The sequence below is a fragment of the Streptomyces cinereospinus genome (assembly GCF_042430725.1).
Taxonomy (GTDB): domain Bacteria; phylum Actinomycetota; class Actinomycetes; order Streptomycetales; family Streptomycetaceae; genus Streptomyces; species Streptomyces cinereospinus.
Genome location: NZ_JBHMCY010000072.1, coordinates 1 through 14,155, shown reverse-complemented (window position 1 = coordinate 14,155; position 14,155 = coordinate 1). Strand labels below are relative to the sequence as shown.

12 protein-coding genes and 1 pseudogene are annotated in these 14,155 nt (G+C 73.4%); 3 read left to right on the top strand and 10 right to left on the bottom strand.

The features are described from left to right. The first annotated feature begins 157 nt into the window (after positions 1-157). Positions 158-694, top strand: coding sequence for a hypothetical protein (locus tag ACFF45_RS28530; protein ID WP_381349519.1), 537 nt, complete (start codon positions 158-160; stop codon positions 692-694). Between the two features lie 92 nt (positions 695-786). Next, positions 787-1,284, top strand: coding sequence for a DUF1360 domain-containing protein (locus tag ACFF45_RS28525; RefSeq protein WP_381349518.1), 498 nt, complete (start codon positions 787-789; stop codon positions 1,282-1,284). Positions 1,285-1,529: 245 nt separating this feature from the next. Here ACFF45_RS28525 and ACFF45_RS28520 read toward each other — a convergent pair whose 3' ends face one another. The 9 genes and pseudogenes from ACFF45_RS28520 to ACFF45_RS28480 all read right to left on the bottom strand — a co-directional run. Beyond that, the gene (locus ACFF45_RS28520; RefSeq protein ID WP_381349516.1) at positions 1,530-1,919 is read right to left on the bottom strand and encodes a hypothetical protein; all 390 of its coding nucleotides are present in this window, start codon (positions 1,917-1,919) and stop codon (positions 1,530-1,532) included. A gap of 295 nt (positions 1,920-2,214) precedes the next feature. After that, positions 2,215-3,678: a membrane-associated oxidoreductase gene (locus tag ACFF45_RS28515; protein WP_381349515.1), complete on the bottom strand. Its 1,464-nt coding sequence runs from the start codon at positions 3,676-3,678 to the stop codon at positions 2,215-2,217. Between the two features lie 46 nt (positions 3,679-3,724). Further along, positions 3,725-4,312 (bottom strand): histidine phosphatase family protein, encoded by a 588-nt coding sequence (locus ACFF45_RS28510; protein WP_381349513.1) that lies wholly within the window; start codon positions 4,310-4,312, stop codon positions 3,725-3,727. A 5-nt stretch (positions 4,313-4,317) separates the two neighbouring features. Beyond that, positions 4,318-5,199, bottom strand: coding sequence for a phosphogluconate dehydrogenase (NAD(+)-dependent, decarboxylating) (gnd, locus tag ACFF45_RS28505; RefSeq protein WP_381349511.1), 882 nt, complete (start codon positions 5,197-5,199; stop codon positions 4,318-4,320). A 6-nt stretch (positions 5,200-5,205) separates the two neighbouring features. Continuing rightward, on the bottom strand, positions 5,206-6,852 hold the full coding sequence (gene pgi, locus ACFF45_RS28500) for a glucose-6-phosphate isomerase (RefSeq protein ID WP_381349510.1): 1,647 nt from the start codon (positions 6,850-6,852) through the stop codon (positions 5,206-5,208). Further along, positions 6,845-7,780: a glucose-6-phosphate dehydrogenase assembly protein OpcA gene (gene opcA, locus ACFF45_RS28495; protein ID WP_381349508.1), complete on the bottom strand. Its 936-nt coding sequence runs from the start codon at positions 7,778-7,780 to the stop codon at positions 6,845-6,847. The genes pgi and opcA overlap by 8 nt, the downstream gene beginning before the upstream one ends. Beyond that, on the bottom strand, positions 7,777-9,417 hold the full coding sequence (gene zwf / locus ACFF45_RS28490) for a glucose-6-phosphate dehydrogenase (protein WP_381349507.1): 1,641 nt from the start codon (positions 9,415-9,417) through the stop codon (positions 7,777-7,779). The genes opcA and zwf overlap by 4 nt, the downstream gene beginning before the upstream one ends. Next, positions 9,414-10,583, bottom strand: a complete 1,170-nt coding sequence (gene tal / locus ACFF45_RS28485) for a transaldolase (protein WP_381349506.1) — start codon at positions 10,581-10,583, stop codon at positions 9,414-9,416. The genes zwf and tal overlap by 4 nt, the downstream gene beginning before the upstream one ends. Before the next feature lie 19 nt (positions 10,584-10,602). Beyond that, positions 10,603-11,070: pseudogene (locus tag ACFF45_RS28480) on the bottom strand (transketolase-like TK C-terminal-containing protein); the annotation flags it as partial. Positions 11,071-11,340: 270 nt separating this feature from the next. Here ACFF45_RS28480 and ACFF45_RS28475 point away from each other — a divergent pair. Continuing rightward, positions 11,341-12,234 carry a helix-turn-helix domain-containing protein gene (locus ACFF45_RS28475; protein WP_381349505.1) on the top strand — a complete coding sequence of 298 codons (894 nt, stop codon included), beginning with the start codon at positions 11,341-11,343 and terminating at the stop codon, positions 12,232-12,234. 53 nt (positions 12,235-12,287) lie between these two features. Here the strand turns inward: ACFF45_RS28475 and ACFF45_RS28470 are convergent, their stop codons facing one another. Beyond that, complete coding sequence (locus tag ACFF45_RS28470) at positions 12,288-13,685, bottom strand: glycoside hydrolase family 16 protein (protein ID WP_381349503.1); 1,398 nt, start codon at positions 13,683-13,685, stop codon at positions 12,288-12,290. Positions 13,686-14,155: the final 470 nt, after the last annotated feature.

Below are 14,155 nucleotides of genomic sequence, written 5' to 3'. Positions count from 1 at the left end.
GTAAAGAATCGTGTGAGATCGTGCGGTATTGCCCGAAGTCACCACGATGGCGCACCCAGGGTGGTCATGCACGCTCATCCCCCCCTCGACCGGCCGTGTCGGCTCCTCGCCCACCGCCCGCGGAGCCGGGGCGGCACCCGCCCGGAAGGACAGACACATGAACGACCGACCGCAGGCCAACGGCACGGACACCGGCGGCTCCGGCCCGGCCCGCGACCGTTTGCTCGGCATCTATCTCAACGACCACCTGGCCGGCGCCGCCGCGGTCACGGACCGGGCCCGTTCCCTGGCCGCGGCGCTGAGCGAGACGCCGTCGGGCCCGGCCCTGCACGCCCTCGCGCGGGAGAGCGCCGAGGACCGGGGGAGCCTGCTCGGGATCATGCGCGCCCTCGGCGTCCCCGTGCGGCGCCACAAGCTGGCCCTGGGCAGGACCGCCGAGCGGCTGGGGCGGCTGAAGAGCAACGGCCGCCTGGTGAGCCGGTCACCGCTGACCTCGCTGGTGGAACTGGAGGCCCTGCGCCTGGGGGTGCTCGCCACGTCCGACGCCTGGCGGACGCTGCGCCGGCTGGCGGAGACCGACGGCCGCCTCGACGCCCGGCTGCTGGACGGGCTGCTGGCCCGGGCCGAACGCCGGCAGGCCGAGCTGGAGGAACTGTGCCGGCGCCAGGTCACGGAGACCTTCGCGCGGGCCTGACCGGGGCGGTGGCCCGTGTGGCGCCGGGCCCCCTGGGCACCCGGGCCGGACGAGGCGCGGGACCCGGAAGCCGCGACGACGAAAGGTGGACCATGAGCGAGGTTTTCCCCTACGACAGCGCCGGCGAGGTGCCCCTGAAGGGCTACGCGGCGCTCGCCGGCACGTTCACCGCGGGCGTCGCGCTGTTCGCGGTGACCGCGCGCCGTCGTGGCGTGCCGCTGCCCGACCGGGTGCCGCCCTGGGACCTGGTGCTGCTGGGGGCGGCCACGTTCAAGGCGTCCCGGCTGCTGACCAAGGACCGGATCACCAGCTTCCTGCGCGCCCCCTTCACCCGCCGGGAGGAGGACGCCCACGCCGGGGAGGTCATGGACGCGCCGCGCGGCAGCGGGGTCCGCCGTGCCGTCGGGGACCTGGTCGTCTGCCCCTTCTGCACCTCCGCCTGGGTGGCCGCCGCCCTGGTCGGTTCCTACGTCGGCGCGCCCCGGGCCACCCGCCTGCTCTGCGCCGGCCTGGGCGCCGTCACCCTGAGCGACTGGCTCCAGTACGCCTGGAGCGCGACGGACCAGCGCGTGGCGGGCGCGGAGGGCTGAGCACCGGGAACGCCCGCTGCCGTGACGCGCGCCCGGCCGACCCGACCGGGGCCTGACCGGTGGCAGCCGCCGGGAGCGCCGCGTGCCGTGGCAGCCGCCGGGGACGCCCCGGCCGGTGCGCACGCGCCGGGTGCCGCCGACCGTGCGCACGGCGGGCCGCCCCCGCCCAGGGCCGGCCGGCGTGCGCGGGGCGGGCTGGACCTCCCGGGCGGCGGGCGGCGGGCGACGTGGCGGCGGCGCCCAGGTCAGGCCGCGAGGGTGGGCGTGGGCACCACCCGCAGCGCCCTCGCCGGAGTGCGCACCGGACGGACCCGGTAGGTTGTCTTGGTCGGGTCGACGACCGGCTCGCCGAGGGTGATCCGGCCGGCCGCGTGCAGCCGGTCGCACTCGTCGGTGGGCAGGGCGACGTAGCAACTGCCCCGGCCCGTCGCCGGGTCGTACGGCCGCCAGTAGCTGTAGCGGCGGCGGCCGCCGGCGTGCACGGTCACGAACACCGGCGTGCTCGGGTCGGAGATGATGCGCGCGATGTCCGCGCCGACCGGACCGACCGGTGCCGAGGACCGGCTGCCGGAGACGAGCCGGGCCGGACGTCGGCCCTGCGAGGCGTGCGCGTGGTCGGAGGTGAGCGGCATCATCGGGACCTTTCGCGGGTGGCTGCTCGAGACCTACTACCCGGCTCGGCCGTTGTTGATCTCTCAACGCCGCATTCTTCAGCACGCCACTGACAATGCCGGGCCCCCGGGGCCGGGGCGGTCTACCGCGACCTCGGCGTCCTGCGCGACCGCGACCCGTACGGCGTCTGCCGCCGTTGCCGCACCCGGACCGGTGGCCGGGTCTTCTTCGAGCCGGTCCGGCGCGACGGCGGCCGCCGCGGCAACGGCGCGCGGAACGCCCCGGTCCGGCCGCCCGCCCAGCACGCCGCGAGAGCGGTCACTGGCGGCTGATCGTCCGGCTCACGCCGGCGGCGACCGTGGTGGCCAGGATCCAGCCGGTCAGCACCAGGACGTAGGCCAGCGCCTGGTAGCGGCCCTCCGGGGCGAACGCGGGCTCCTGGCCGAAGGAGATCACCGGCAGCAGCAGGTCCAGCGTGTAGAACACCGGGTGGAAGGCGGGCGCCTCGGACGGCTTCAGCGCGGGCGGATGGTGCAGGGCGTACACGAGGGAGCCGACGCACAGCAGCGACAGCAGCCACCCCGCCGCCCGCAGCGGCCGGTAGCCGTAGCCGACGGTGGCGTCCTGCAACAGGCCCCACAGCCGGCCGGCCCCGGAGAGCGTGGCGCGGTGACGGCGCTCCTTGGCGAGCCGGACCGCCCGGGCGGCGCGGTCGTCGCCGATCCGCTGGTAGCCGGCGGACAACTGCTCGTAGGCGTGCGGCACGTAGCCGTCGCCGTCGCGTTCCAGCATGGGCAGGCGGCGTTCCGCCGGCTCGTGCGGGATGAGGGAGGTGTAGGTCAGGCTGCTGAGCAGGACCCGCTCCGGCACCATCGCCGAGTCCAGGAACAGCACCTCCAGCTGGGCGCGGCGCAGGTTGAGGGTGCCGTCCAGGGGCGGGCCGTTGCGCAGCCACAGCTCGCCGATGGTGCTGCTGCTCGCCCGCAGCGCCGCCTCGCCGGGGTTGGACAACTGCGTGTACGACAGGTCCAGGCGCCCCCCGATCCGCGCGCCGCGCAGGCTCATCCAGCCCCGTACCCGCGCGTACCGCACCAGGACGTGTCCGCCGACACCGAGCGTCTCGGCGTCCAGGGCCGCGTGCCCGAGATGGCTGAGCCGGACCTCGTTGAGGTTGACCGTCCCGCCGATGCCGGCGCCGCTGAGCCGTATCTCGCCCTCGACCCGCAGCCCGGGCGCCCACAGGTCGTCGCCCACGGTCACCTGGTTGAGCTGGAGGGCCGGCGTCTGCGGGTCCGGCGCGCTGATCTCGGCGCCCTCCAGGTACAGGCTTCCGGCGATCTGCGCCCCGCCGAGCCGCACCACCCCCCGGAACCGGGACCGGGTCATGCGCAGGATGCCCTCGACGTGCACGCCGTGCGCAACCAGGCCGGGCAGTACCGACTCGCTGATGTTCAGCTCGCGCAGCCGGCAGCCGTACAGGCGGGGCACCTCGTCGAAGTGGCAGTGCCGCAGCCGGGCGGGGACCTCGATCGTCGCGTACTGCAGGTCGAGCACTCCCGTGACGCGGGCGCCCGCCAGGCTCAGCAGCGCCGTCTCGCCGTCCTCCCGGGGCCCGTTGAGCAGCAGCGAGCGCAGCACGGCCGCCCGGACGGTGCGCTCCGGCCCCCACGCGCTGCCCGCCGCCGGGTCCGCGTCCTCCGTGGTGCGCAGGTCCACGTCGGTCCCGCGCGGGAAGGCCCGCCACACCCGCAGTTCGGCCGGGGTCAGATCGTCGGTCTCCATCGCGGGCGACTCTGGCCCGGCCGAACCGCCGGTGTCAACACGGCACTTACGGCCGTACGTTCCACTCCGCGACGACCGGCCGGCCGTGCTCCGTCGACAGCCGGCTCACCGTGCCCGTCGCCAGCTGGAACAACCGCCCGCCGGCGGGCGGCAGCCCGAGCCGGCGGGCCGCGAGGACCCGCAGGAAGTGGGCGTGTGCCACCAGCACCACGTCACCGCCGGCGAGCGCGTCGCCGACCCGGGCCAGCACCCGGTCGGCGCGCGCGCCGACCTCGGCCGGGGACTCGCCGGGGTGCCCCTCCGCGCCCGGCGGCACCCCGTCCGTCCACAGGTCCCAGCCCGGACGCGTGCGGTGGATCTCCCGGGTGGTGACGCCCTCGTAGCCGCCGTAGTCCCATTCGTGCAGATCGGGGTCCGGTACGGCCCTGTTGACGCCCGCCAGTTCGGCGGTGCGTGCCGCGCGGCCCAGCGGGCTGGTCAGCGCCAGCGCGAAGGTCCGGCCGGTGAGGAGGGGAGCGAGGGACGTGGCCTGTTCCTCGCCGTGCCCGGTCAGGGGCAGGTCGGTCCAGCTGGTGTGCTGTCCCGTGACGCTCCACTCCGTCTCACCGTGGCGGACCAGCAGCAGATCCCCCACGCCGGTCACTTCTGCGAGGACTCGACGGCGTGGCCGCCGAACTGGTTGCGCAGCGCCGCGATCATCTTCATCTGCGGCGAGTCCTCCTGCCGCGAGGCGAACCGCGCGAAGAGGGAGGCCGTGATCGCGGGCAGCGGCACGGCGTTGTCGATCGCCGCCTCCACCGTCCAGCGGCCCTCGCCGGAGTCCTCCGCGTAGCCGCGCAGCTTCTCCAGGTGCTGGTCCTCGTCGAGGGCGCTGACCGCGAGGTCGAGCAGCCAGGAGCGGATGACGGTGCCCTCCTGCCAGGAGCGGAAGACCTCCCGGACGTTGTCGACCGAGTCGACCTTCTCCAGCAGCTCCCAGCCCTCGGCGTAGGCCTGCATCATGGCGTACTCGATGCCGTTGTGGACCATCTTCGCGAAGTGCCCGGCGCCCACCTTGCCCGCGTGGACGTAGCCGTACGGGCCCTCCGGCTTGAGCGCGTCGAAGAGCGGCCGCAGCGCTTCGACGTGCTCCTGCTCGCCGCCGACCATCAGCGCGTAGCCGTTCTTCAGGCCCCACACGCCGCCCGAGACGCCCGCGTCGACGAAACGGATGCCGTGCTTGCCGAGCTCCGCGGCGTGCTTCTCGTCGTCCGTCCAGCGCGAGTTGCCGCCGTCCACGACGGTGTCACCGGGCTTGAGGACGCTCGCCAGCTGGTCGATGACGCTCTGGGTGACGGCGCCCGCGGGGACCATGACCCAGACCACGCGCGGCGCGGCGAGCCGGTCGGCGAGCTCGACCAGGTTGTCCACGTCGGAGAGCTCGGGGTTGGTGTCGTACCCGACGACCTCGTGGCCGGCGTTGCGCAGGCGCTCGCGCATGTTGCCGCCCATCTTGCCCAGACCAACAAGACCGATCTGCATGTCAGCTCACTTCCTGAATTCGCGGTAGGCGGCCACGAGCGCGGCCGTGGAGGGGTCGAGACCGGGCACTTCCGCGCCCCCGGTCAGGGCGGGCTCGACGCGCCGGGCGAGGACCTTGCCGAGTTCCACGCCCCACTGGTCGAAGGAGTCGATGTGCCAGACGGCGCCCTGGACGAACACCTTGTGCTCGTACAGCGCGACCAGCTGTCCGAGGACCGACGGGGTCAGCCGCGGGGCCAGGATCGTGGTGGTCGGGTGGTCGCCCTGGAAGGTGCGGTGCGCCACCTGCTCCTCGGGCACGCCCTCCGCGCGGACCTCGTCGGCGGTCTTGCCGAAGGCGAGCGCCTGCCCCTGCGCGAACAGGTTGGCCATCAGCAGGTCGTGCTGGGCCCGCAGCTCGTCGCTCAGCTCACCGGCCGGGCGGGCGAAGCCGATCAGGTCGGCGGGAACGAGCCGGGTGCCCTGGTGGATCAGCTGGTAGTAGGCGTGCTGCCCGTTGGTGCCGGGCGTGCCCCACACCACCGGCCCGGTGTGCCACCCCACCGGGCGCCCGTCCCGGTCCACCGACTTGCCGTTGGACTCCATGTCGAGCTGTTGCAGATAGGCCGTGAACCGGGAGAGGTAGTGGCTGTACGGCAGCACCGCGTGGGACTCGGCCGCGAAGAAGTTGCCGTACCAGATGCCCAGCAGGCCCATGATCAGCGGGGCGTTGGCCTCGGCGGGCGCGGTGCGGAAGTGCTCGTCGACGGTCCGGAACCCGTCGAGCATCTCCCGGAACCGCTCCGGGCCGATCGCGATCACCAGCGGCAGGCCGATCGCCGAGTCGTAGGAGTAGCGTCCGCCGACCCAGTCCCAGAACTCGAACATGTTGTCCGGGTCGATGCCGAACTCGGTGACCTTCCCCGCGTTCGTCGACACGGCGACGAAGTGCCGGGCGACCGCCTTGGCGTCGCCGTCGAGGCCGGCCAGCAGCCACGAGCGCGCCGAGGTGGCGTTGGTGATCGTCTCGATCGTGGTGAACGTCTTGGACGCCACCACGAACAGCGTCTCGGCCGGGTCCAGGTCGCGGACCGCCTCGTGCAGGTCGGCACCGTCGACGTTCGACACGAACCGGAACGTCAGCGAGCGGTCGGTGTACGCGCGCAGCGCCTCGTACGCCATCGCCGGGCCGAGGTCGGAGCCGCCGATGCCGATGTTGACGACGTTGCGGATGCGCCGGCCGGTGTGACCGGTCCACTCCCCGGAGCGGACCCGGTCGGCGAAGGCGCCCATCCGGTCCAGGACGGCGTGCACCCGGGGGACCACGTTCTCGCCGTCGACCTCGACCACCGCGTCCCGCGGCGCGCGCAGCGCGGTGTGCAGCACCGCCCGGTCCTCGGTGGTGTTGATGCGGTCGCCGCGGAACATGGCGTCGCGCAGTCCGGCCACGCCGGTGGCGGCGGCCAGTTCCCGCAGCAGCACGAGCGTCTCGTCGGTGATCAGGTGCTTGGAGTAGTCGACGCGCAGGTCACCGACCCGTACGACGTACCGCTCGGCGCGCCGGGGGTCGGCCGCGAACAGGTCGCGCAGGCGGGGCCGCCGCATCGCCTGCGCGCGGTGGTCCTCCAGGGCGGTCCACTCGGGCCGCCGCGTCAGCACGGGGGTGTCAGACATGGGAGAGCGTCTCCTCGGTGCCCTCGCCCCGCAGGGCGACGGCGTACATCTCGTCCGCGTCGAGGCGCCGGAGCTCCTCGGCGATCAGTTCGGAGGTGGCGCGCACCTTCAGCGCCAGGGTGCGCGGCGGCTGGCCCGGCAGGGACAGCGTGGCCAGCGGGCCCTCGGGCCGGTCGATGACGATCTCGCCGCTCTCCGTGCCCAGCCGGACGCCGGTCACCACCGGGCCCGTGGTCTCCACCCGGTCGACCGGGACGTGCAGCCGTGCCTCCAGCCAGCGGGCCAGCAGCTCGGCGCTGGGGTTGTCGGCCTCGCTCTCCACGGCCGCCGCGGTGATCCGCAGCCTGGCCTGGTCCAGGGCCGCCGCCAGCATCGAGCGCCAGGGGGTCAGGCGGGTCCAGGCCAGGTCGGTGTCGCCGGGCGCGTAGGACCGGGCCCGCGACTCCAGCGCGGCCAGCGGTGCCTGCACGGCGTACATGTCGGTGATCCGGCGCTGGGCGAGCGCCCCCAGCGGGTCCTCCGCGGGCACCTCGGGGGCGTCCACCGGCCACCACACGACGACCGGGGCGTCCGGCAGCAGCAGCGGCAGCACCACGGAGTCGGCGTGGTCGGACACCTCGCCGTGGGTGCGCAGCACCACCGTCTCGCCGGTGCCCGCGTCGGCGCCCACCCGCACCTCGGCGTCGAGGCGGGACTGCGTGCGGTCCCGGGAGGTGCGGGCGTGCCGCTTGATGACGACCAGGGTGCGCGAGGGGTGCTCGTGCGAGGCCTGCTCGGCCGCCTTGACCGAGTCGTAGGCGTTCTCCTCGTCCGTGACGACGACCATCGTCAGGACCATGCCCACAGCGGGCGTGCCGATGGCGCGGCGACCCTGCACCAGCGCCTTGTTGATCTTGCTTGCCGTGGTGTCGGTCAGGTCGATCTTCATGGCCTGCGCCAGCTCCGTCCGTCTCGTGCGAGCATCTCGTCGGCTTCCTCGGGACCCCAGCTGCCCGCGACGTACCGCGCGGGCCTGCCGTGCGCGGCCCAGTACTCCTCGATCGGGTCGAGGATCTTCCAGGACTCCTCCACCTCCTGGTGTCGCGGGAACAGGTTGGCGTCACCCAGCAGGACGTCCAGGATGAGCCGCTCGTACGCCTCCGGGCTGGACTCCGTGAAGGACTCGCCGTAGGCGAAGTCCATGGTCACGTCCCGGATCTCCATCGACGTGCCCGGCACCTTCGAACCGAACCGGACCGTCATGCCCTCGTCCGGCTGCACGCGGATCACGATCGCGTTCTTGCCGAGCTCCTCGGTGGCGGTGGAGTCGAAGGGGGAGTGCGGCGCCCGCTGGAAGACCACCGCGATCTCCGTGACCCGGCGGCCCAGGCGCTTGCCGGTGCGCAGGTAGAAGGGCACGCCCGCCCAGCGCCGGTTGTCGACGTTCAGCTTGATCGCGGCGTAGGTGTCGGTGGTGGAGGCCGGGTCGATGCCGTCCTCCTCCAGGTAGCCGCGCACCTTCGCGCCGCCCTGCCAGGCGGCCGTGTACTGGGCGCGCACGGTGTGCCGGCCGAGGTCCTCCGGCAGCTTCACCGCCTTGAGCACCTTCAGCTTCTCCGTCAGCAGCGACGAGGCGTCGAAGGAGGCGGGCTCCTCCATCGCGGTCAGCGCGAGCAGCTGGAGCAGGTGGTTCTGGATCACGTCCCGGGCCGAGCCGATGCCGTCGTAGTAGCCCGCCCGGCCGCCGATGCCGATGTCCTCGGCCATGGTGATCTGCACGTGGTCCACGAAGGACCGGTTCCAGATCGGCTCGAACATCTGGTTGGCGAAGCGCAGCGCCAGGATGTTCTGGACGGTCTCCTTGCCCAGGTAGTGGTCGATCCGGAACACCTGCTCCGGGTCGAACACGTCGTGCACGATCGCGTTCAGCTCCTGGGCCGACGCCAGGTCGTGGCCGAACGGCTTCTCGATCACCGCGCGCCGCCAGGAGCCCTCCGGGGCGTCGGCCAGCCCGTGCTTCTTCAGCTGCTGGACGACCTTGGGGAAGAACTTCGGCGGCACGGACAGGTAGAAGGCGTAGTTGCCGCTGGTGCCCCGCGAGGCGTCCAGCTCCTCCACGGCGGAGTGCAGCTGCTTGAAGGCCTCGTCGTCGTCGAAGTCGCCGGGGATGAACCGCATGCCCTCGGCGAGCTGCTGCCAGACCTCCTCGCGGAACGGCGTCCGCGCGTGCTCGCGCACCGCGTCGTGCACGACCTCGGCGAAGTCCTGGTCCGCCCAGTCCCGGCGGGCGAACCCGACGAGCGAGAAGCCCGGCGGCAGCAGACCCCGGCTGGCCAGGTCGTAGACGGCCGGCATCAGCTTCTTGCGGGACAGGTCGCCGGTGACGCCGAAGATGACCAGCCCCGACGGGCCGGCGATCCGGGGCAGGCGGCGGTCCCGCGCGTCGCGCAGCGGATTGCTCCAGTCGGGGGAGGGGCCGGCCGGCGCGGGCCCGTCCCCGGCGGCCGGCTCCCCGGTGGCCGGGGCGCCGGCCGGTGCCGACGCCTCCTCGACACCCTCTTCGCTCGTGGTCGGTTCCGTGCTCATTCCCCGTCAACTCCCTTACCGGTCAGCGACTTCGTCACCGCGTCCAGCAGCTCCTGCCAGGCCGCCTCGAACGTGGCGACCCCCTCGTCCTCCAGTTGCCGCACCACCTCGTCGTAGGAGATCCCCAGCCGCTCCACGGCGGCCAGATCGGCCCGCGCCTGCGCGTAGCCGCCGCTGACCGTGTCGCCGTGGATGTCGCCGTGGTCGGCGGTGGCGTCCAGGGTGGCCTCCGGCATGGTGGTGACCGTGCCGGGCGCGACCAGGTCCTCCACGTACAGGGTGTCCTTGTACGCGGGGTCCTTCACCCCGGTCGAGGCCCACAGCGGGCGCTGCTTGTTCGCCCGCGACCCGGCCAGCACGGTCCACCGGTCACCGGAGGGCGTCGCACGGCCGGCGGAACCGAACACCTCCTCGTACGCCGCGTAGGCGAGCCGCGCGTTGGCGAGCGCCGCCCGGCCCTTGAGCGCCAGCGCCCCGGGGGTGCCCAGCACCGTCAGCCGCTTGTCGATCTCGCTGTCCACCCGGGAGACGAAGAAGGACGCCACGGAGTGGATGCCGGCCAGGTCGATCCCCGCCGCCTGCGCCCTCTCCAGGCCGCCCAGGTAGGCGTCCATGACCTCGCGGTAGCGCTCCAGCGAGAAGATCAGCGTGACGTTGACGCTGATGCCGGCGCCGATCACCTCGGTGACAGCGGGCAGGCCCGCCCCGGTGGCCGGGATCTTGATCATCACGTTGGGCCGGTCCACCAGCCAGGCCAGCTGGCGGGCCTCGGCCACGGTCGCGCGGGTGTCGTGCGCGAGGCGCGGGTCGACCTCGATGGAGACCCGGCCGTCCCGGCCGCCGGTGGCGTCGTACACCGGGCGCAGCACGTCCGCGGCGGCCCGGACGTCGGCGGTGGTCATCATGCGCACGGCCTCGTCGACCGTGACGCCGCGCACGGCGAGGTCGGCGAGCTGCTCCTCGTACCCCTCGCCGGAGCCGATGGCGTCCCGGAAGACGGACGGGTTGGTGGTGACGCCCACGACGTGCCGGGTCCGGACCAGCTCGGCGAGGCCGCCGGAGGTGATCCGCTCGCGTGACAGGTCGTCCAGCCAGATCGACACGCCCTCGTCGGACAGTCGCTTGAGTGCTCCCGCGGTCGCGGATGCTCGGGTCACAGTGATCATCTTCTTTCTGGCGATCGGATCAACCACGCGCGGCGGCCAGCGATTCCCGGGCCGCGGCGACGACGTGCTCGGCGGTGAGGCCGAACTCGGCGAACAGGGTCGCGGCGTCGGCGGAGGCGCCGAGGTGTTCGAGGGAGACGAGGCGTCCTGTGTCACCTACGAAGCGGTACCACGTCAGACCCACCCCCGCCCCGACAGCGACACGCGCCTTCACGGACGGCGGCAGCACCCGCTCGCGGTAGGCGCGCGGCTGTTCCTCGAACCACTCCGCGGACGGCATCGACACCACCCGGGTGGGCACCCCGGCATCCTGGAGCCGTTCGCGCGCCGCGACGGCCGGCTGCACCTCATGACCGGTGGCGATCAGGACCACCTGCGGCGTGCCGCCCTCGGCCTCGAACAGCACGTAACCGCCGCGCGCCGCGTCCTCGTTCGGCTCGTACGCCGGTACGGCCTGAGGGGTGAGGGCCAGGCCGTGCGGGGCGGGGTCGGCCCGCTGCACGGCATCGGCCGCCGGCGGGCGGGCGGTGTCGACGGCACGCCGGTCGAGTTCGGTCCGCTCCGGGCCGCCGGGAGCGTCGGGTGTGTGCGCGCTCATCTGTAGCCAGTCCTCTTCAAAAGGTCACGGAAACCAGCGTTCTGGCTGGTCGGACGCGTTCGACCTTAAAAGTCTGACTTTTTTGACGGAAGGTTGGGATGTGCCAGCCTGTGGTGAAAGTGGGACACCCCACGGGCATCGGGACGGCACGAGAAGGACATGGCGGACAGACACATCCAAGGTGAGGACGGGCAGGACGGCATCCGGACCCTCGCCTTCCCGGCCGAACGCAGCGTCTGCGGCGTCGGCATGCGCGTCGGATCGATGGATCCCGGTCACACCTGGCACTCCGACGCTCCCCTCGACCGCATCCACCGCATCGACTTCCACGCCGTGATGATCTTCGACGGCGGACCGGTGCGGCACATGGTCGACTTCACCGAGTACGAGGCGAGCGCCGGCGACGTGCTGTGGATCCGCCCGGGACAGGTACACCGCTTCACGGCCACGAGCGGGTACCTCGGAACGGTGCTCACCATGCAGCCCGGCTTCCTGCCCCGGACCACGGTGGAGGCCGCCGGCCTGTACCGGCACGACCTCCCGCCCCTGCTGCGCCCCGACGCACCCCGGCTCGCGGCCCTGCGCGCCTCACTGGCCCAGCTGCGGCGCGAGTACGAGGACGCGGCCACGCTCCCGTTGAGCCTGCACACCGCCCTGCTGCGCCACTCGCTCAGCGCGTTCCTGCTCCGCCTGTCCCATCTGGCGGCCAGCTCGGCGGCGGCCGCGCGGCGGGCGGACACCACCTTCACGCTCTTCCGGGACGCGGTCGAGCGGGACTTCGCCACCAACCACAGCGTCAGCGCCTACGCCGACGCCCTCGGCTACTCCCGCCGCACCCTGGTCCGCGCGGTCCGCGCCGCCACCGGCGACACCCCCAAGGGCTTCATCGACCAGCGCGTCGTGCTGGAGGCCAAACGCCTCCTCGCCCACACCGACCTGCCCATCGGCCGGGTCGGCGCGGCGGTCGGCTTCCCGGACGCGGCCAACTTCTCCAAGTTCTTCCACCAGCACACGGAGCTGACCCCGGCCGCCTTCCGGGCGGAGCTGCGCTGACACGGCGACGGGGCCCACGCGCCGCGTGGACCCCGCCCGGAACGGTGCGGCCGCTAGCGGCCGAAGGTGAACCAGTTGACGTTCACGAAGTCGGCCGGCTGGCCGCTGGTGAAGGTGAGGTAGACGTCGTGGGTGCCGGTGACGCCGGGGATGTTGGCCGGGACCGTCCGCCAGGACTGCCAGCCGCCGGTGTTGCCCAGGGCGATGCTGCCGACGGGTGCGTTGCCGCGGCTGTCCAGGCGCACCTCGACCAGTCCGCTCACCCCCGCTCCGGCGCCGCTCGCGACCCGGGCGCTGAACTGCCGGGCCGGGGTGGAGCCGAAGTTGACGCCCCGGTAGAGGGCCCAGTCGCCGTTGGCGAGCGCGCCGATGTTCTGGCCGCCGCCCGTGTCGGTGGTGCCCTCCGTCATCGTGCCGGACTGCCCGTCGTGGGACTCGGCCTGGATGGTGCCGTAGGCGTCGCGGTTGCCGGTCGGCGGGGGCGTGGTACCGCCCCCGCCGGCCGACAGCACCTGGACGTAGTCGACGACCATCGGGTGACCGGGGACCGTGGCGGCGTCCGGGCCGCCGCCGAAGGCGTCCACGAAGCCGCCGCCCATCGCCACGTTGAGGATGATGTAGTAGCCGTGGTCGGTGGCGTTGGCCCAGGTGGCCGCGTCGACCTGGTTCTCCCGCACGGTGTGGTAGTGGGTGCTGTCGACGTAGAAGCGGATCTCCTCCACGGCGGTGGAGCGGTCCCACTCCATGCGGTACGTGTGGAAGCCGGACTGGCAGGTGGCGCCGGGGCAGGCGGTGGAACCGCCGATGCCCGTGGTCTCGTTGCACGGGCCGCCGGGTGAGGTGCCGCAGTGCATCGTCGCCCAGACGGTGTTCATGCCCTGGACGTTCTCCAAGATGTCCAGTTCGCCGACGCCCGGCCAGTTCCAGTAGTTGCCGCGGAACGGGGCGCCCAGCATCCAGAAGGCGGGCCAGTAGCCGCGGGCGGCCGCGCCGGTGACGTTCGGCATCTGGATCCGCGCCTCGACGCGCAGCCTGCCGCCGGCCGGGGGCTGGAAGTCGGTGCGGTTGGTCTCGATGCGGCCCGAGGTCCAGTTGCCGGCCGCGTCGCGGCGCGGGGTGATGCGGAGGTTGCCGCTGCCGTCGAGGGAGACGTTGCTGGTGCTGTTCGTCATCGTCTCGATCTCGCCGGTGCCCCAGTTGGCGGGGCCGCCCGGGTAGCCCTTGCCGGTGGCGTACTGCCAGTTGGCCGTGTTGACGCCGGAGCCGGCGGCCCCGTCGAAGTCGTCGACGAAGACCTGCGTCCAGCCCGACGGGGGCGGCGGCGCGGCCGCGGTCGCGGTCGGCGTCACGGCCGTGGCGGCGAGCGCGGCCAGGCCCAGGGCGCTCAGGACGGCGACGAGGGCCCGCCGGTGGGGCCTGCGTCTGCCGGGGGTGCCGGAGGTGTCGCTCATGGGGGTCCTCCCGGTACGGAGTGGGGATGCGCGGGTGCCCGTCCGAGAGCGCCGGTGGGGGGTTGAGAGCGCTCTCAGCCAAGGGTTGCGCGGCCAATGTGCTCCCGGCCGACCCGGCCGTCAAGAGGTGCAACCGAGAAAGTCCTTGCGGGGCGCGGGAGTTCACATGATGAAGGCGGAGATGCTCGGTATGTCGGTCCGGGATGGGGGTGCCGGGTGGCGGACCTCGGGCGGGCGCGGCGGGCGACGGGGTCCGGGGCGGCGAGGCGTCGGGTCCGGGTGGCGGGTCCGGGGCGCGCGGCGAGCAGCAGCGGGTGGACCGGCAGCCCGTCCGCGTCCACCTCGACCGTCCGGCCGGTGCCGGGCCGGGTCCGCCGCACGGGCGCCGTCCGCGGCCGGTCCACCACCGTGCCGCGCGGCGCCCACGGCTCGTCCCGCGCGGTCGCCACCCGCGGTGCCGGCCGGGGCCG